This window comes from Amycolatopsis sp. NPDC059027 (assembly GCF_042739735.1).
GTDB lineage: Bacteria > Actinomycetota > Actinomycetes > Mycobacteriales > Pseudonocardiaceae > Amycolatopsis.
Map to the genome: position 1 here is coordinate 1 of NZ_JBHYIK010000122.1, position 17,807 is coordinate 17,807.

Consider the following 17,807-nt stretch of genomic DNA (forward strand, 5'->3'; position numbering starts at 1 on the left):
TGCGGCAGATCGTTCTTGTGCACGGTGACGAGCTGGGAGATCTTGTAGCGCCACGTCTTCCCGCGCACGTCGACGACGGTGATCGCGCCGCCGATCTTCTCGTCCCACAGCTCCGCGAACGGGCCGGTCGCGCCGCGCCAGTTGACGTGCCCGGCGAACACGCTCGCCCCGCCGGCCGCGGTGAGGTCGGCACCCCACCACGTCGCCTCCCCGATGTTGTCCGGGATCGGCAGCTCCGCGTTCGGGCCGAGGTTCCTGCGCACCATCGTGGCGGTGCCGCCGCCGGGCAGCCGGATCGTGCCCGGCCGCTGCGGCGGTGGCGGGGACGGTGGTTGCGCGGCGGGCGACGCCGGAGCCGACGAAGACGTCGCCGGTGGCGGCGGCGACGTGCTCGGCGCGGAAGGCACCGCGGGAGAGCCTTTCGCGGCGGATACGGCGGCGGGGGCCGCTTCCGCGGTCCCCGCCACCATCGTCGTGGGCGGCCGGACGATCGCCGCGGCCACGAGCTCGACCGCGAGCACGCTCACGGCACCCAGCACGAAGCCGGTGGCCAGCCGACGACCAGTCACGAGCACCAACCTATCGCCGCGAGGACCGCCGCCGGGCCGCGACGCCGACCAGAGCCGAACCCAGCAGCGCGAGCGCGCCGAGACCGATCAAGCCTGGCGTCGAGTACTGCGTTTCGACGACGCCCTGCGCCATCGCGGTCGGCTTGTCGCCCGCCGGGATCGCGTGCGGGACCTCGTTGGGCACGTTGACCACGGACAGCGCGAGCGTCTCGCCCGGTTTCACCGAACCGCACTCGGACGGTGGATTGGCCGGGTCGAAGGCGTTCGTGTATCCCGGCGGTGCGCTCACCTCGACGACGCAGATGTCTTGCGGCGCCTGGATTTTCTCGACCGTCGCGACACCGGAGCCGTCGGTGGTGACCACGACGGGCTTGCCGTCGGGGCCGTTGAGCGGCTTGCCGTCCTGCCCGATCGCCGCCGCGGCCTTGTCCTTGCCGGTGATCCGCAGCTGCGCGCCCGCGATGCCCTTGCCGGTCTTCTTGTCCGTCTTGGTGACCTTGACCTGGGCCGGCTTCGCGATGTTCACCGCGCCCTGGACCTTCAGTTCCTTCTCGCCGCCGGTGGAGACGACGTTCTGGGTCGCCAGGCCGCTGCCCTGGGTCACCGGGAACTGCACGTACGGCCGGTCGGCGGGCGCGGACAGCGAACCGGCCAGCTGCGGGTGTTCGCCGGTCGGGGTCAGTTTGACGTTGATCGTCCCGTCCTGGCCGGTCAGCACCGTGACGTCCTTGGCGGCGGCCTGCGGGCTCGCGTTCCCGGTCTTGTCCTGCTCGGTCCCGGTCGCCTGGTCGCCGGTGTCCACCGAGGCGTCGGTGGCCGTGAGCTTCACCGGGACGTTCGGGATACCGGTGCCCTTGGCGTTCTTGACCGTGATCGTCCAAGGCGCCGGAGTGCCGATGTGCTGCTCGGTCGTGGGCGCGGCGATCTTCGCCGTCCACGGGCCGTGGTTGGCCTCGGCCTCCTTGGTCAGCTTGTCGACCGCTTCGACCGCGTCCTGGTGGTTGTTGGTCTTGTCCCCCAGCGTCGTCAGGTGCCAGTCGGCGTCGTAGCCGATCTTTTCCGGGGGCAGATTCGGGTTGAGGTCGTCCTTGCCCGGCCGGGGCGCGGAGGTCCACGAGTGCAGCAGGTGGGCGAGCGCGGCGGCCTCGGCGTTGTTCTTGGTGTCGCCGTAGCGCAGCAGCAGGTACGAGATGTTGGCGGCCTTGTCCGCGGGCAGGGCCTGGCCCCATTTGTCGCGGAGTTCGTCGCCGGGCTTGTACTTCTCGTTGCTGTCCGGTGCCTTGAGCTGGAAGCTCACGCAGAACACCTGCTTGCCGCCGACGATGTACGAGCCGAGCCAGTTGAAGTCGTGCCCTCCGTGCATGGCCTGGCCAGGTGTGATCTTGTAACCCACACCTTGCTGTGCGTCGGCGGATGCGGTGGGGGCGAAAGCTACGGACAGTGCGCCGAGGAGGCAGGTCGCGACCAGACCGGTGACCGCCTTTGGGCGTAGGGACCACCCCATGGTGTGTTGACTCCTTGCCATGTGTCCGCTTCGGCGCCCATACGCCGGAGGGCCCACACGATCGTCCAATGAGCGGCACGCCTTCGGTGAGGATCCGAACACGCGTGGTGAGACTCGACCCTGACGGCTGTCTTTGTCTAGGGGCCATCGGGGGACGGTCGATGAACGGTCGTGATCTGCCTCGCATACGGTGAAGCCCGCCGCTGGTGAACCGTCGAGTAAAGTCAGCTTTACTCAGTCGGGAACTGGCAGGCCGGAGTGGTCGTTGAACCCGATACAGGTGCCAGCAGATCCAGGAGGATCAGGTGCGTTCCAGTAGCAACCCGGCGTTCCGCAACCTGCCGCGTGGCGGAACCATGACCGGTGAGTACGGGCCCAACGTGGGCTTCAACCCTGCCCAGGGCTACCCCCAGGCCCAGGGTGGCGTACCCGGCTACGGCCCCGGGTATACGCCGACCGGCTCGGCCGACCGGCCGATGACCGTCGACGACGTCGTCATCAAGACCGGACTGAGCCTGGCCGTCGCGCTCGTGGCCGGTGTGCTCACCGCGCTGTGGGCACAGAGCCAGCTCGTCGTCACCGCCTCGGGGCGGGTCGCGCTTCCGGGCATCGTGCTCGGCGTCGCGATCGGCGCGCTGATCGTCGGTTTCGTCATCTCGCTGGTGATGATCTTCCGTGGCAAGCCGAGCGGTGTGATGACGCTGCTCTACTCGGGTGTCGAGGGTGTGTTCCTCGGCGCGCTGAGCGGTGTCTTCGAAGCGATCTACCCCGGTATCGCCCTGCAGGCGATCATCGGGACCGCGGGCGTGTTCATCGCGATGCTGGTCGTCTACAAGACCGGTGCGGTGAAGGTCACTCCCAAGCTGACCAAGTGGATCATCGGCGCCGTCGCGGGCGCCGCGATCCTGATGCTCGTCAACCTCATCACCGCGATGTTCTTCGGCTTCAACCCGCTGCGTGACGGCGGCCCGATCGCGATCATCTTCAGCCTCGTCGTCATCGGCATCGCCGCGTTCAGCTTCCTGCTCGACTTCGACCAGGCCGACCGGATGATCCGCGAAGGCATGCCGTCGAAGTGGGCCTGGTACGCCGCCTTCGGCCTGATGACCACGCTGGTGTGGCTGTACCTGGAGATCCTGCGGCTGCTGTCCTACCTACGCGACTAGCCGCTTTTCCTTTCCGGAGGCCACCCCCCGTATTTACGCGGGGTGGCCTCCGGTTTTTCGCGGGCTTTCGATGGCTGCGAGGCTGCCGGGTGTCGCGAACGACGCGGTGGAGACGTTGAACGTCCCGAACGGCGCGTTCGGGACACGCGTGCGGGCGGCGGGTGTGCCGAGGGACGCCCTTGGTGCGTTGGGTGCGACGGGGGCGTCCCTCGGTGCGGTGAGCGCACCGAAGGCGTCCCTGGGATCGCGGCGACGGCGTCGGCGTCGGCTTTGCTCCGTTCGTCGCACTCTGTGGGACGGGCTGTGTCGGCCCGATCACCAGCCCTAACCTGAGTCTCCCGATCAGCCCGATCTGCCGTGGAGTGCCAGGTGGCGACAACCGAATCCCCTGCCGGTGCCAAGAAGTTCCTCGACTTCCCGACGTCGTGCGCCGCCCCGTCGCCGAAGCCGGAGGAGCCGGTCCGGGTGATCCCGCTCGCGGTCGCGGGCGTGCTCGCGACCGGGCTCACCGCGTACGTCTGGGCAAGCCAGGGCGCGAAGTTCGGGGTGCTGCTGATTCTCGGGCTGTTGCTCGGGCTCGCGTTGTTCCATTCGCGCTTCGGGTTCACCTCCGCGTGGCGTCAGCTGATCGCCGTCGGCAACGGGCAGGGGCTGCGTGCCCACGCGCTCCTCCTCGGCACGGCGGCGACGCTCATCGCGCTGATCGCCGGCACCGGATCCGGGCTGTTCGGCAGCAAACCGGCGCCGACGGCGGGCGCGCTCGGGCTGTCGCTCTTCGTGGGCGCGACGATCTTCGCGATCGGCATGCAGCTCGGCGGCGCGTGCGCGTCCGGCACGTTGTTCGCGGTCGGGTCGGGACAGTCGACGATCGTGCTGACGCTCGGCGGGTTCATCGCCGGATCGGTGCTCTACACCTGGGCGTACCCGGTGCTGTCCGGCTGGCCGGAGTTCAAGGGCGTCCTGCTCGCCGACCACGTCGGCTGGTTCGGCTCGTGGGTGATCACGGTCGCGGTGCTCGCGGTGATCGTGCTGGGCACCAGGGCCGTGCAGAAACGGCGCACGCCGCCGCCGACCGGCGCGGTGCCGACCGCGCGTGGCTTCGCCAGGGTGTTCCGGGGTTCGTGGCCGATGCTCGCCGGCGCGCTCGTGCTCGGGGTCCTGGCCGCCGCGGTGTTCCTGGTCTCCGGCGGGATCTGGGGTGTCACCAGCGCGTTCAGCCTGTGGGGCGCGAAGATCCTCCAGGTGTTCGGGCTGCATCCGGAGCACTGGGAGTTCTGGCGGCTCAAGGCGAACGCGACGTCACTGAACGCGACCATCTGGAAGGACAAGACCAGCCTCACCGACATCGGGATCATGATCGGCGCCGGGGTCGCGGCCGCTGCGGCGGGCGCGTGGAAGATCCACAGCTCGATCCCGTGGCGGACGGCGCTGGCCGCGGTGCTCGGCGGGATCCTGATGGGGGTCGGCGCGCGGATGGCGGGCGGCTGCAACATCGGCGCGTACCTCGGCGGGATCTCGGTCGGCAGCCTGCACGGCTGGCTGTGGGGCGTTTTCGCGCTGGGCGGCACCTGGATCGGCATCCGGCTGCGGCCGCTGTTCGGGCTGGCGAATCCCGTCCCGTCCGACAGCGTCTGCTGAATTCGTCGCGGAAAGCGAGCGCGACAGCACACGGCGTGTGTTCGCGCAAGGGATTTCTTGCCGCGAGCGAAACTGGTTGGCAAAAGCAAGTTCCCATCGACTACCCTCGGTTGCGGAAGCAGGGGGATTCCGGGCGTATGCCGGATTTGCGCCTTCGCACTCGCCGAATAATGGGGACGGTTCTTTCCGTATGAGTTCGCAAGCTGGCCCGGCCGCGCCCGCCGCCGAGGACAAACTCGACCGCGACGTACTGAAGGTCGCGGTGGTGGTCGTCGCGGGCGCCATCATGGCGATCCTTGACGTCACGGTCGTCAACGTCGCGATGCAGAAGCTGATGATTCAGTTCAGCACGTCGTTCGACACCATCCAGTGGATCGCCACCGGCTACATGCTCGCGCTGGCGACGGTCATCCCGATCACCGGCTGGGCGGCCGACCGCTTCGGCACCAAACGGCTCTACCTGCTGGCGATCGCGTTCTTCCTGATCGGGTCGATGCTGGCCGGGCTGGCGTGGAACGTCGAGTCGCTGATCATCTTCCGGGTGGTGCAGGGCTTCGGCGGCGGCATGCTGATGCCCGCCGGGATGACGATGCTGACGCGCGCCGCCGGCCCGCAGCGGATCGGCCGCGTGATGTCCGTGATCAGCGTGCCGATGCTGCTCGGCCCGGTCTGCGGGCCGATCCTCGGAGGCTGGCTGGTCGACGCGGTGAGCTGGCGCTGGATCTTCTACATCAACGTGCCGATCGGCGCGGTCGCCATCCTGCTCTCGCTGAAACTGCTGCCCAAGGACTCGCCGGAACCCTCGCAGCGCTTCGACTTCCCCGGCCTGCTCATGGTTTCGCCGGGTCTCGCCGCGTTGATCTTCGGCGTTTCGCGCATCCCGGAGGCGGGCGGCGTCACCAACGTCGCGGTGTGGCTGCCCGGCCTCGCCGGCCTGGTCCTGCTGGTCGCGTTCGCGCTGCGCTCGATGCGGATCGCCAACCCGCTGCTCGACATGGGATTGTTCCGCAACAAGGCGTTCTCGATGTCGATGCTGACGATGGCGGTGTTCTTCATCGGCATGATGGGCTCGATGCTCTTGCTGCCGACCTACCTGCAGGTGGTGCGCGGCGAGTCGGCGCTGCAGTCCGGGCTGCTGATCGCGCCGCAGGCGCTCGGCGTCATGATCACGATGCCGCGGGCGGGCAAGCTCGCCGACAAGATGGGCCCGCGCAAGCTCGTGCTGCCCGGCGTGGCCGTGATGGTGCTCGGCATGGTCCCGTTCACGATGGTCACCGCGACCACTTCGTTCTTGGTGCTGCTGCCCGCGCTGTTCGTGGTCGGGCTCGGCATGGGCCTCACGATGGTGCCGGTGATGTCGGCCGCGCTGCAGCAGCTGGAACTCAAGGACATGGCGAAGGCGTCCACCGCGACCAACATCCTTCAGCAGACCGCGGGCGCCGTCGGCTCCGCGGTGATGTCGATCATCCTGGCCGCGTTGCTGGCCGGGAAGTTCGGCGTGCCGACCAGCCAGGGTCAGGTCGCCGCCACCATCGCGACGCAGAACCCGGCCACGCACGACGCGGCGGCGTCGATGGCCTCCGACGCCTTCGCGACCACCTTCGTGTGGGCGCTGGTGCTGATGGCGGCGAGCATCGTCCCGGCGTTCTTCCTGCCGCGCAAGGCCCCGGCCGCGCCTTCCACCCCCGCCGGCTCCGGTGCCGGCGAAGAGGCGGCCCCACCGGTCGTCGTCCACTAGCGACAAATGCCGTTAAGGCCACCTTACGGGCGTCGGACGCCCGTAAGGTGGCCTTAACGGCATTACCGGGTCAGGAGAGGCGTTCGAGGACCATGGCCATGCCCTGGCCGCCGCCGACGCACATCGTCTCCAGGCCGAACTGCTTGTCGTGGTGCTGCAGCGAGTTGATCAGCGTCGAGGTGATCCGCGCGCCGGTCATGCCGAACGGGTGCCCGACGGCGATCGCGCCGCCGTTGACGTTCAGCCGGTCGATGTCGATCCCGAGGTCGCGGTAGGACGGGATGACCTGCGCCGCGAACGCCTCGTTGATCTCGACGAGGTCGATGTCGCCGATGGACAGCCCGGCGCGGGACAGCGCCTGCTTCGACGCCTCGACCGGCCCGTAGCCCATGATCTCCGGCGACAGCCCGGAAACCCCGGTCGAAACGACGCGCGCGAGCGGCGTGATGCCCAGTTCACGAGCCTTCGTGTCGGACATGATCACGAGCGCGGCGGCGCCGTCGTTGAGCGGGCAGCAGTTGCCCGCGGTGACCCGGCCGTCGGGCCGGAACACCGGCTTCAGCCCCGAGACGCCTTCGAGCGTGACGCCCGCGCGCGGGCCGTCGTCCTTCGAGACGACCGTGCCGTCCGGGAGCGTGACCGGGGTGATGTCCTTGGCCCAGAACCCGTCCGCGATGGCCTTCTCGGCGAGGTTCTGCGACCGGACGCCGAACTCGTCCATGTCCTCCCGCGTGACGCCCTTGAGCCGCGCGAGGTTCTCGGCGGTCTGGCCCATCGCGATGTAGACGTCCGGGACCTTGCCCTCGGTCCGCGGGTCGGTCCAGGTGTCCGAGCCCTGCTCGGCGGTCGCCTGGGTGCGGGCCTCGGCCTCGGCGAACAGCGGGTTGTGCGTGTCGGGCCACGAGTCCGAGCTGCCCTTGCCGAAGCGGGACACGGTCTCGACGCCCGCCGAGATGAACACGTCGCCCTCGCCCGCCTTGATCGCGTGCAGTGCCATGCGGGTGGTCTGCAGGCTGGAGGAGCAGTAGCGGGTGATGGTGCACCCGGGCAGGTGGTCGTAGCCGAGCTCGACCGCGACGGCGCGGCCCATGTTGAAGCCGGACTCGCCGCCCGGCAGGCCGCAGCCCAGCATCAGGTCGTCGATGTCGGCCGGGTCCAGCTGCGGCACCTTGTCGAGCGCGGCGCGCACCATTTGCACCGCGAGGTCGTCGGGCCGCATGCTGACCAGCGACCCCTTGTTGGCGCGCCCGATCGGCGAACGCGCGGCGGAGACAATCACGGCTTCAGGCATCGCAGGACCTCTTCGTCGAGTACTGGAATAAGCGCTTGTTCACCATCTTGGGAGTGTGTGGCGCGGGTGACAAGCCGGGCGCGACGCGGAACACGTCCAAAAGGCGAACGCGGCTCCGGGAACGCTGGCACAATGCCCCGCCGTGACGAGCCATCGGGTGCTGTCGACGCGGACCATCCTGCTCTGGGGCGCCGGCCTCGTCGTCCTCGCGACGACGGCGGCGATCACCCTGCTCTCGACCCTCGGTGGCGGCAGACCGGAGGACTCGGCCCGGCTGGACGCGTTGCGCACCGCGGCCAACGTCGTCGTCGGCACCGGCGGCGCGGCCGCGCTCCTGCTCGCCGCGCGGCGTCAGCGCTCCGCCGAACTCGACCTGGTGCAGAAGGACCACGACGCCACCCAGCGTCGCGTGACCGAGATGTACAGCAAGGCCGCCGAACAGCTCGGCAGCGACAAGGCGCCCGTCCGGCTCGCCGGGCTGTACGCGCTGGAACGGCTCGCGCAGGAACACGAGGAACAGCGGCAGACCATCGTCAACGTCCTGTGCGCCTATCTGCGGATGCCGTTCCAGCACGATCCCGAGGACGAGGAGAACCGCCAGGAACTCCAGGTACGCCGCACCGCGGAACGCGTGCTGACCCTGCACCTGCGGCCGGGCAAGGACGACGAGAACCCCGCCTACTGGCCGGATGTCGATCTCGATCTGGTCGGCGCGACGCTCACGAACTTCACGTTCACCCACTGCCGCGTCCGGTCCGCGGTGTTCTACGGCGCCACCTTCGTGGGAACGACGTCGTTCCGTGGCACGTCGTACGTGAGCAAAGCGGATTTCAAGAACACGGTCTTCGACGGCCTGGTCGACTTCCGCACGGTGGACTTCGGCGCGGCCGGGGGTTCCTTCGCCGGCGCCAGGTTCGAGAACGAGGTCGACTTCGGCGAGAAGACCGAGGCCCGGCTGACCGGGGCCGCGACACGGACGGACCACGGGCTCCGCCGCAAATGGCCCCGCGGCTGGACGGAACGGGCACGGGCCGGTGACGACGTCTGGTCCGATCTGGTGGCAGGCCCTTCCCCCGAACGGCCATCGGCCGATAGCGTGGCCGTTGATGGCTGACACCGACTGAACTGAAATGCCGACATCCGGAGGGACGCTCATGGGAGCCCTTCACCGCTGGAGCCGCTGCCGGAGCAGCGCGCCGCTCCTCGTCACCTGCCGAGGCGGGACCGGGGACGCACGGTGCGTGCGGGCCGGTTTCCAGGACGGGACGGCGTTTCGACGTGCCACGGCCCTCCGGCCGGGCACCGGTGGGTAGCGGCTTGGCTGTCGCACGGTTCTCGCCAGTGGCCGGACGGACCTCGTGGGACGTCGCCGCCGGACCGACGCGCACCTGGAGCCGTCCGCCGCTCGCGTGACCGGTTTCGCCTTGGCTGGACAATGGCGGGCTCGCTCTGGTTACCCATCCGACCGAAAGTAGGCGGATACGGTGCGTGACCGACCTGCTCGTAAGTACCCGTTTCCGCCGTGGCTGCCGTCGGATTGGTAACGAACGGCGCAGTAGGCTGTGCGCGTGGATTACGTCGAGCACATCGCCGATCTGGTGGGCAACACCCCGCTGGTCAAGCTGAACGCACTGGCCGAGGGGCTACAGCCGCTCGTGCTGGCCAAGGTCGAGTACTTCAACCCCGGCGGGAGCGTGAAGGACCGCATCGCGCTGCGCATGATCGAGGCGGCCGAGCGCTCCGGGGAGCTGAAGCCCGGCGGCACGATCGTGGAGCCGACCTCGGGCAACACCGGTGTCGGGCTCGCCATGGTCGCCCAGCGCAAGGGCTACCAGTGCGTCTTCGTCTGCCCGGACAAGGTCAGCGAGGACAAGCGCAACGTGCTCAAGGCGTACGGCGCGCGGGTCGTGGTGTGCCCGACCGCGGTGCCGCCGGAACACCCGGACTCCTACTACAACGTGTCCGACCGGCTGGTCCGCGAGATCGAGGGCGCCTGGAAACCCAACCAGTACGCCAATCCGCAGAACCCGGAGAGCCACTACCACTCGACCGGCCCCGAGCTGTGGCGTCAGACCGAGGGCAGGATCACGCACTTCGTCGCGGGCGTCGGCACCGGGGGCACCATCTCCGGCACCGGGCGTTACCTCAAGGAGGTCAGCGACGGCCGGGTACAGGTCGTCGGCGCCGACCCGGAGGGTTCGGTGTACTCGGGCGGCAGCGGGCGGCCGTATCTCGTCGAGGGCGTGGGCGAGGACTTCTGGCCGGAGACCTACGACCGGGAAATCGCCGACGAGATCATCGCCGTCTCCGACGCGGACTCCTTCCAGACCACCCGGCGTCTCGCGCTCGAAGAGGGCCTGCTGGTCGGCGGCTCGTGCGGGATGGCGGTGGCCGCCGCGCTGAAGCTCGCCGAGCGGCTCGGGCCCGAGGACGTCATCGTGGTGCTGCTGCCCGACGGCGGCCGCGGCTACCTCACCAAGGTGTTCAACGACGCGTGGATGTCCTCCTACGGCTTCCTGCCCCCGGACTCCTCGGGTGCCACGGTCGGCGACGTCCTCACGCGCAAGAGCGGGTCGCTGCCGAACCTGGTGCACAGTCACCCGAACGAGACCGTCGCCGAGGCGGTCGCGATCTTCTCCGAGTTCGGTGTCAGCCAGATGCCGGTGGTCAGCGCCGAGCCGCCGGTGATGGCCGCCGAGGTCGTCGGCGCGGTCAACGAACGCGACCTGCTCGACGCGCTGTTCACCGGCAAGGCCCAGCTCGCCGACCGGCTGGAGACGCACATGTCGCCGCCGTTGCCCACGATCGGTGCTGGTGAGCAGGTCGGCGCCGCGATGACCGCGCTCGAGGGCGCGGACGGCGCGCTGGTGCTGATCGACGGCAAACCCGCTGGTGTGGTGACCCGGCACGACCTGCTCAGTTTCCTCGCCGGACGCTAGAAGGGGTCTCATCGCTCGGGCACACCGAGGTGTTACCGGCGGTTGACCCGGCTATCCGATAGCGTGTGCCGTGGTTAGAACTTTTTCGTGTCCTCGTCAAGGGGGTTCAAGACCCAAATGAGTGCTCCGCAGCCACCGAACCAGCCGTGGGGTGGCGGCCAGCCACCGCAGGGCCCGCCGAGTGGCCCCCAGCCGCAGCAGGACAGTCCGTTCGGCTCGCCGGAACCGACCCAGGTCGTCCAGCCGGCCCAGCCGCAACAGCCGCAGGGCGGCCAGTTCGGTGAGACGCCGGAGCCGACCCAGGTCGTGCAGCCGGTGCAGCAGCAGGGCGAGGGCGGGCAGCCCGCACAGCAGGGCGACGCGAACGCGACCCAGCTGGTGAACCCGGTCGGGGGCGGCGACGCGCCCGGCGCGGAGTCCACCCAGCTGGTGCCGCCCGGCTCGCAGCCGCCCGCCATCCCGTACGCCCCGCCGCCGAGTGCGGCCGACAACCCCGCCGCGGTCGGCGGGTTCGGCCAGCCGCAGCCGGGCTACGGGCAGCCGGGTGCCTACGGCCAGCCGCAGCCCGCGTACGGCCAGCCCGGTCAACCGCAACCGGGTCAGCCCGGCCAGCCCCAGGGCTTCGGTGCTCCGGGCGGCTTCGGCGGCCCGCCGCCGGGTGGCGGCTTCGGCCAGCCCGCGCCGGCGTTCGGCGCCGCTCCCGCCGGGGGTGGCGGCAACGCGCTGTACGGCTACATCGCCGGTGGCGTCGTCGCGCTGCTCGGCCTGATCGCGCTGATCTTCTCGTTCGTCTACCTCGGTGACGCCAGCGACTACTCGAAGCTGTTCGATCGCGCGCCGAACCAGGACGCGATCGACAAGTTCCTCGACAAGGCGGGCATCGTCGGATCCGGCACGGTCTGGCTCTACGTGATCCTGATCCTGCTCGGTTCGCTGATCTCGCTCGCGGGCGGCGTCGGGCTCGCGCTCGCGAGCAAGCTGAGCGGCACCATCAAGACGATCGTGCCGTTCGTCGTGCTCGGCGGTGGCGTGATCCTGGCGCTGTTCTCGCTGCTGCTGAAGATCGGCCTGACGCCGAACGACGACTTCCTGCAGCAGTTCGGGGCCTCGGCCAAGGACGCGACCGGCGGCGGGATCCCGCCGCTGATCCTGGGCATCCTGATCCTGATCGTCGGTGTGCTCGCGGTGATCCCGGCGACAGCGCAGTTCGTCGGCCTCGGTGGCGGTTCGACGCCGTCCGGCCCCGGTGCGCCCGGTCCGTACGGCGCCCCGCAGGGCGGCTTCGGTCAGCCCGGCGGCCAGCCGGGTGGTTTCGGCCAGCCGGGGCAGCAGCCGGGCTACGGCCAGCCGCCGCAGCAGCCCTACGGTCAGCCGGGCGGGCATGACCCGTCCAGCGGCGGGTTCGCGCAGCCGGGTCAGCAGCCCGGTGGTTTCGGCCAGCCGGAGCAGCAGCCGGGCTATGGCCAGCCGCCGCAGCAGCAGCCGGGTTACGGCCAGCCGCCGCAGCAGCCCTACGGTCAGCCGGGCCAGCCGCAGCAGCCCGGATACGGCCAGCCCCCGCAGGGCTACGGTCAGCAGCAGCCGGGCCAGCAGGGCCCGCCGAGCGGAGGCTTCGGCCAGCCACCCCAGCAGTGGTGATCCGCTAGACCACCCGTGATGCCCCCGGCCGCCCGGCCGGGGGCATCACGTCTTCATACCGTCCGTCGTTTGGGGTCCACGGCGGAGTTTCCCGGGCTAGGGTGAGCGCCGTCCTTGCGCCGACAGCCTGACGGGAGAGCCGTGACCGGTCCGTACGGATACCCAGCACCGCAGCCAGGTCTCCCTTACGGAGCCCCCGCACCGCGCCCGACGGGAGCGACGGCCGTCCTCGCCGCGCTGTTCGGCCTGCTGGCCGCGGTGGCCTCGGGCTACGTGCCGGTCACCCTGTTCATCGACCTCCCGTCCGGGCTCAGCCTCGGTGACCTGCCGCCGTTGGTGCTCGTCGGCCTCGCTTGTTACCTCGTCGCCGGGCTGCTGCTGCTCGTCGGCGCGTTGTCGACGTTCTTCCGCGCGACCGCGGGCGCGATCCTCCTGCTGCTCGGGGCGCTGCTGGCGATCGCGGCGATCCTGCTCGAACCCGTTGCCGTTTCGACCTACGAGAGGTACTTCACCGCCGTCTTCCGCCTGCGGAACTTCGCCGCCTACGACCGTGTCGCGCTCATGGCACTCGCACCGCTGACGCTGCTTTTCTCGGTCCTGCCGCCGACGTTCAAATACCTGCGTCATCGTCCGCAAGCCGTCCTGCCGCCGTACGGTCAGGGACCGCAGGGGTACTCCCCGCCGCGGCAGTGGTGACCTGGCACTCCCACGCGTGAAGAACCCGCCGGGAGGCACGCCGGACCGGTACGCTCCGCTGCAGGGTGGTCACCGGCTTGGGGGTGACCGAAGGGCGAGGGGAACACCGTGTCGTATCCGCAGTACCCGGGACAGCAGCCGAACCAGGGACAGCCCGGGGTACCGCCGCAGTATCCGCCGTCGGGCGGTTATCCGGTGCCGGGGCAGCAGCCCGCCTACGGCCAGCCCTACCCCGGCGGCTATCCGCAAGGGCCCGGTTTCGTTCCCCCGCACCAGAAACCGAGCGGCGTCACGGCGATCTTCGCCGGCGTGCTCGCGGTGCTGGGCGGTGTGTACTACCTCGTCAGCGCGGTCGTCCAGATCATCGCCCTGTTCGCCGTCAGCCACCGCTACGCGTCGTGGATCGTGTTCATCACGACGTTCCTCTACCTCGTACTCGCCGGGCTGCTGCTCGCCGGTGGCATCCTGCTGTTCCTCAAGAAGCCCGCGGGCCGGATGCTCGGCATCGTCGGCAGCGCCCTGGCGATCGCGGTGGTGCTCCTCGGGTTCGTGCTGAGCCTGGTCGGCCTGAGCGCGTTCCGGCACTTCAGCGGCAGCATGGTCGCCGGGGCGGGGATCGTGGCGCTCGTGTTCGTCGTCATCCCGGCGACCGCCACGCTGGTGCTGTCGCTGGTGCGCCCGACCGCGGTGTGGGTCGGGAAGGCACAGCCCGCCGGGGTGTACCCGCCGGGCGGCGGCTACCCGCAGCAGTACCCGCGGTAACGCGCGATGGCTTACCCCTATCCGCCGCCCCCGGCGGCGCCGCGCCAGCCGCTCAAGACCGGTGTGACCGCGATCGTCACGGCCGTGCTGGGCCTCGCGCTCGGCGGAGCCGTGTTCTCGAAGCCGATTGTGGCGCTCATAACGCTGCCCAAGGGCACCTCCGTCGGGGACCTCAGCGGTGGCTCCATCGCCGCGCTCGGCCTGTTCCTCCTGTTCGGGATCATCCTGCTGGTAGGCGGGATCCTGGTGTTCGCGCGCGCCGCCGGCGGGCTGGTGACGCTCATCGTGGGCACCACGTTCACGATCGCGCTCGGCTGGCTCGAACCGCTCTTCTACGACGTGCGGTACGGCCGGTTCCTCAAGGCGTCCTTCGAGTTCAAGATCGCGACCGCGTACGGCACCGTCGCCTGTGTGACCCTCGCGCCGGTCGTGCTCGTACTCGCCGTGGTGGCCTTGGTGCTGCGCCCGATCCGCCGTAAGCGCGCCGCGGTGGCCGCCGTCGGTGGTCCGCCGTTCGCGACGCCGACGCGGCCGGAGTTGCCCGCGGTACGGCTTCTCCGGCTGGGCACGGCCGGTGTGTTCGCTCTGCTCGCGATGGTCGCGATCGTGCTGTCGGCCGTTTCGCGGAAGACGTGGCGGCACGCCGGGGTGTTCTGGCTGATCGTGGAACTGGTGGCGTGGGCGGTCGTGCTCGCCGGTGCCGCCTGCCTGGTCGCCGGTAAGAAGGCGGCCTCGCTGCTCACCCTCGGTGGTGCCGCCCTCGCGCTCGTCGGCGCGGTCGTGGAGGTGAGCTACGGGAGCAGCGCCTGGGTGCTGCTCGTGCTCGCGCTGGTGGCCTGCGCCGCCGGTGCCGCGCTGCTCAGTCCATACATCGGGATGCTGATCGGCGTCGCCGCACCGGCTCTGCCGGGCGGTCACACCCCGCCGCAACCACCTCACCAGCAGTATCCGCCGTCGCAGCCGCCGGGCCGGTGGTGAACTTACTCCCACTTACTGGGATTGTCGGAGGTTCCCCGTACCCTGGTGGCATGGTCGACGACTACTCAGCGCTGGGTTTCGAGACACGTGCCATCCATGCCGGGCAGCAGCCCGATCCGCGCACGGGTGCCGTCATCGTGCCGATTTACCAGACCTCGACGTACGCCCAGGACGGCGTCGGTGGCACCCGCGAGGGTGACTACGAGTACTCGCGCACCGCGAACCCGACCAGGACGGCGCTGGAGCAGGCGCTCGCCGCGCTGGAAGGCGGCAGGCACGCGCTGGCCTTCGCCTCCGGCATGGCCGCGTCCGACGCCGTGCTGCGCACCGTGCTGCGGCCGGGTGACCACCTCGTGCTGGGGAACGACGCGTACGGCGGCACGTTCCGGCTGATCGACAAGGTGCTGAGCCTGTGGGGCATCGAGCACACCGTCGCCAATCTGTCCAATGTGGACGAAGTGCGGGCGGCGATCCGGCCGGAGACCAAGCTCGTCTGGTGCGAGTCGCCCACGAACCCGCTGCTCGGCATCGCCGACATCGCCGCGCTGGCCGGTGTCGCGCACGAGGCCGGTGCCCGGCTGGTCGTCGACAACACCTTCGCGACCCCGTACCTGCAGACGCCGCTGGCGCTGGGCGCGGACATCGTCGTGCACTCGACCACCAAGTACCTCGGCGGGCACTCCGACGTCGTCGGCGGCGCTGTGGTGACCAATGAGGACGAGATCCGCGAGCAGCTGTTCTTCCTGCGCAACTCGGCGGGCGCGGTGCCCGGCCCGTTCGACGCGTGGCTCACCCTGCGCGGGCTCAAGACGCTCGCGCTGCGCATGGAGCGGCACAGCGACAACGCCGAGAAGATCGTCCAGGCGCTGGTGAAACACCCCAAGGTGGTCAAGGTCTACTACCCAGGCCTTCCCGAGCACCCCGGTCACGAGACGGCGGCCAAGCAGATGCGCCGGTTCGGCGGCATGGTGTCGTTCAGCCACGTCGACGGCGAACAGGCCGCGCTGGAGGTGGCGTCCCGGACGAAGCTGTTCATCCTGGCCGAATCCCTCGGCGGGATCGAGTCGCTGATCGAACACCCCGGCCGGATGACTCACGCGAGCACTGCGGGCTCCACACTGCAGGTGCCCGCCGATCTGCTGCGGTTGTCCGTCGGGATCGAGGACGGCCGCGACCTGGTCGCCGACCTGCTCGCCGCGCTGGACTGAGAGAACCTACGGGCGGTAGTTGCCGGGCTGGGCGTCCGCACCGGATGCCTGGCCCGAGGGCGCGTGCGGCGCGGGCGGCAGTTCTTCGCCGTTCACGCAGCCGCCGACCAGCTCGATGTGGTTGTCGTGGCGGATGTACTGCGCGGGCGCCGCGCACCCCGCCCTGTCGACCGTGAAGACGGCCGCCCCGGTCAGCGCCGCGGCGGACAGCACTCCGACGACGAGGGACAGCACGCCGGCGGAGCGGGTCGCGCGCACCGGTCGAGCGGTGTTCGCGTGGTCACCCGTTGCCATATTCGCTCCCTGATCAGCCGTCGCCGCCGCGTCCAGGGTACTCGGCCCGCCGTGGTCCCAGCCCGCATGTCCGGTAAGTGGCATCATCCGGTGCCATGGAACTCGTCAGCCTCGAGAGGATCCGGGAAGCCCGGGAACTTCTCGAAGGGATCACCCGGGTCACGCCGATGGAGCACGCGCGGGATCTCCGCCGGTTGCACGGTGGTCCGGTGTACCTGAAGTGCGAGAACCTGCAGCGCACCGGGTCGTTCAAGATCCGCGGAGCCTACACCCGGATCCACGGGCTGAGCGAGGAGGAACGCGCCAGGGGTGTGGTCGCGGCCAGCGCGGGCAACCACGCGCAGGGTGTCGCGCTCGCTTCGTCCTTGCTGGGCACCAAGGCGACCGTGTTCATGCCGCTGCGTGCGCCGCTGCCGAAGCTCGCGGCCACCCGGGGCTACGGCGCGGACGTCCACCTGCACGGCGCCGTTCTGGAGGAGACGCTGGCCGAGGCGATCTCGTTCGGCGACCGGACCGGCGCGGTGTTCATCCACCCCTTCGACCATCCCGACGTCATCGCGGGCCAGGGCACGGCCGGCCTGGAAATCCTCGACCAGGTCCCCGGCGCTCGCACGGTGCTCGTCTCCACCGGCGGAGGCGGGCTCGTCGGCGGGGTCGCTTCGGCGGTGAAGGCCGTCAAGCCGGACGTCCGGATCGTCGGCGTCCAAGCCGAGGAAGCCGCCGCGTTTCCGCCCTCGCTGGCGGCCGGTGCGCCGGTCCGGTTGCGCCAACTGTCCACAATGGCCGATGGGATCGCGGTCGGCGAGCCGGGCCCGGTCAGCTACGCGCATGTGTCGTCCCTTGTGGACGACATCGTGACCGTCTCCGAAGAATCGTTGTCCCGCGCGGTGTTGCTGTGCCTGGAACGGCGCAAGCTCGTCGTCGAACCGGCGGGCGCCGCCGCGGTCGCCGCGCTGCTGCAGCACCCCGGCGCGTTCGAACCGCCGGTCGTCGCGATCCTCTCCGGTGGCAACGTCGATCCCGTGCTGCTGGTGCAGATCGTCCAGCACGGCATGACGGCTGCCGGGCGCTACCTCAAACTCCACCTGCGCGTCCCCGACCGTCCCGGCTCGCTGGTGGCGGTGCTCTCGTGCGTGAGCGAACTCGGCGCGAACGTCCTCGACGTCGAACACTCGCGCATTTCCGGCTCGCTCGCGCTCGGCGAGGTCGACGTCTCGCTCGCGCTGGAAACCCGCGGTCCCGAACACTGCGAAGACGTCGTCGCCGCCCTCGAACACGCCGGGTACACCGTGGTCTGAAATGCCGTTAAGGCCACCTTACGGGCGTCAGACGCCCGTAAGGTGGCCGTAAAGGCCTGTCCCGGCCAGGGTGTGCGCGGCGCGCCGG

At 70.0% G+C, this 17,807-nt stretch carries 15 protein-coding genes; 11 read left to right on the forward strand and 4 right to left on the reverse strand.

Annotation, left to right across the window (positions count from 1 at the left end; genetic code table 11):
* Together ACFWY9_RS43110 and ACFWY9_RS43115 are read right to left on the reverse strand one after the other, a co-directional pair.
* Positions 1-569, reverse strand: a 569-nt coding sequence (locus ACFWY9_RS43110; protein WP_378341610.1) for a class F sortase, incomplete at its 3' end; no start/stop codon positions are given.
* A 10-nt stretch (positions 570-579) separates the two neighbouring features.
* Positions 580-2,073, reverse strand: coding sequence for a SpaA isopeptide-forming pilin-related protein (locus ACFWY9_RS43115; protein WP_378330238.1), 1,494 nt, complete (start codon positions 2,071-2,073; stop codon positions 580-582).
* A 305-nt stretch (positions 2,074-2,378) separates the two neighbouring features.
* Here ACFWY9_RS43115 and ACFWY9_RS43120 point away from each other — a divergent pair, with 305 nt between their 5' ends.
* The 3 genes from ACFWY9_RS43120 (at position 2,379) to ACFWY9_RS43130 (ending at position 6,615) form a co-directional block, all read left to right on the forward strand.
* Entirely contained in the window at positions 2,379-3,239 is an 861-nt protein-coding gene (locus tag ACFWY9_RS43120; RefSeq protein ID WP_378330237.1) for a Bax inhibitor-1/YccA family protein, read from the forward strand.
* Between the two features lie 369 nt (positions 3,240-3,608).
* Positions 3,609-4,877 carry a YeeE/YedE family protein gene (locus ACFWY9_RS43125; protein ID WP_378330236.1) on the forward strand — a complete coding sequence of 423 codons (1,269 nt, stop codon included), beginning with the start codon at positions 3,609-3,611 and terminating at the stop codon, positions 4,875-4,877.
* 190 nt (positions 4,878-5,067) lie between these two features.
* On the forward strand, positions 5,068-6,615 hold the full coding sequence (locus ACFWY9_RS43130) for a DHA2 family efflux MFS transporter permease subunit (RefSeq protein ID WP_378341611.1): 1,548 nt from the start codon (positions 5,068-5,070) through the stop codon (positions 6,613-6,615).
* Positions 6,616-6,685: 70 nt separating this feature from the next.
* Here the strand turns inward: ACFWY9_RS43130 and ACFWY9_RS43135 are convergent, their stop codons facing one another.
* Complete coding sequence (locus ACFWY9_RS43135) at positions 6,686-7,906, reverse strand: acetyl-CoA C-acetyltransferase (RefSeq protein WP_378341612.1); 1,221 nt, start codon at positions 7,904-7,906, stop codon at positions 6,686-6,688.
* A 142-nt stretch (positions 7,907-8,048) separates the two neighbouring features.
* Between ACFWY9_RS43135 and ACFWY9_RS43140 the strand changes: the two genes are divergently transcribed.
* From ACFWY9_RS43140 to ACFWY9_RS43170, 7 genes are all read left to right on the forward strand, one after another.
* Positions 8,049-9,020, forward strand: coding sequence for a pentapeptide repeat-containing protein (locus ACFWY9_RS43140; protein WP_378331647.1), 972 nt, complete (start codon positions 8,049-8,051; stop codon positions 9,018-9,020).
* 454 nt (positions 9,021-9,474) lie between these two features.
* The gene (locus ACFWY9_RS43145) at positions 9,475-10,845 is read left to right on the forward strand and encodes a cystathionine beta-synthase (RefSeq protein ID WP_378341613.1); all 1,371 of its coding nucleotides are present in this window, start codon (positions 9,475-9,477) and stop codon (positions 10,843-10,845) included.
* A gap of 117 nt (positions 10,846-10,962) precedes the next feature.
* Positions 10,963-12,483 carry a hypothetical protein gene (locus ACFWY9_RS43150; protein WP_378341614.1) on the forward strand — a complete coding sequence of 507 codons (1,521 nt, stop codon included), beginning with the start codon at positions 10,963-10,965 and terminating at the stop codon, positions 12,481-12,483.
* 141 nt (positions 12,484-12,624) lie between these two features.
* Complete coding sequence (locus ACFWY9_RS43155) at positions 12,625-13,179, forward strand: hypothetical protein (protein ID WP_378331644.1); 555 nt, start codon at positions 12,625-12,627, stop codon at positions 13,177-13,179.
* Positions 13,180-13,287: 108 nt separating this feature from the next.
* On the forward strand, positions 13,288-13,941 hold the full coding sequence (locus ACFWY9_RS43160) for a hypothetical protein (protein ID WP_378331643.1): 654 nt from the start codon (positions 13,288-13,290) through the stop codon (positions 13,939-13,941).
* Positions 13,942-13,947: 6 nt separating this feature from the next.
* Positions 13,948-14,919 carry a hypothetical protein gene (locus ACFWY9_RS43165; RefSeq protein ID WP_378341615.1) on the forward strand — a complete coding sequence of 324 codons (972 nt, stop codon included), beginning with the start codon at positions 13,948-13,950 and terminating at the stop codon, positions 14,917-14,919.
* Positions 14,920-14,969: 50 nt separating this feature from the next.
* Positions 14,970-16,127 (forward strand): cystathionine gamma-synthase, encoded by a 1,158-nt coding sequence (locus ACFWY9_RS43170; protein WP_378331641.1) that lies wholly within the window; start codon positions 14,970-14,972, stop codon positions 16,125-16,127.
* Between the two features lie 6 nt (positions 16,128-16,133).
* Here the strand turns inward: ACFWY9_RS43170 and ACFWY9_RS43175 are convergent, their stop codons facing one another.
* The gene (locus tag ACFWY9_RS43175; protein WP_378341616.1) at positions 16,134-16,421 is read right to left on the reverse strand and encodes a hypothetical protein; all 288 of its coding nucleotides are present in this window, start codon (positions 16,419-16,421) and stop codon (positions 16,134-16,136) included.
* A 95-nt stretch (positions 16,422-16,516) separates the two neighbouring features.
* Between ACFWY9_RS43175 and ilvA the strand changes: the two genes are divergently transcribed.
* Positions 16,517-17,719 carry a threonine ammonia-lyase gene (ilvA, locus tag ACFWY9_RS43180; protein WP_378341617.1) on the forward strand — a complete coding sequence of 401 codons (1,203 nt, stop codon included), beginning with the start codon at positions 16,517-16,519 and terminating at the stop codon, positions 17,717-17,719.
* The last annotated feature ends 88 nt before the right edge of the window (positions 17,720-17,807 follow it).

Coding starts and splice junctions, on each gene's coding strand:
- ACFWY9_RS43170 (WP_378331641.1), top strand. CDS start 14,970: ATGGTCGACGACTACTCAGCGCTGGGTTTCGAGACACGTGCCATCCAT.
- ACFWY9_RS43175 (WP_378341616.1), bottom strand. CDS start 16,421: ATGGCAACGGGTGACCACGCGAACACCGCTCGACCGGTGCGCGCGACC.
- ACFWY9_RS43135 (WP_378341612.1), bottom strand. CDS start 7,906: ATGCCTGAAGCCGTGATTGTCTCCGCCGCGCGTTCGCCGATCGGGCGC.
- ACFWY9_RS43150 (WP_378341614.1), top strand. CDS start 10,963: ATGAGTGCTCCGCAGCCACCGAACCAGCCGTGGGGTGGCGGCCAGCCA.
- ACFWY9_RS43165 (WP_378341615.1), top strand. CDS start 13,948: ATGGCTTACCCCTATCCGCCGCCCCCGGCGGCGCCGCGCCAGCCGCTC.
- ilvA (WP_378341617.1), top strand. CDS start 16,517: ATGGAACTCGTCAGCCTCGAGAGGATCCGGGAAGCCCGGGAACTTCTC.
- ACFWY9_RS43115 (WP_378330238.1), bottom strand. CDS start 2,073: ATGGGGTGGTCCCTACGCCCAAAGGCGGTCACCGGTCTGGTCGCGACC.
- ACFWY9_RS43130 (WP_378341611.1), top strand. CDS start 5,068: ATGAGTTCGCAAGCTGGCCCGGCCGCGCCCGCCGCCGAGGACAAACTC.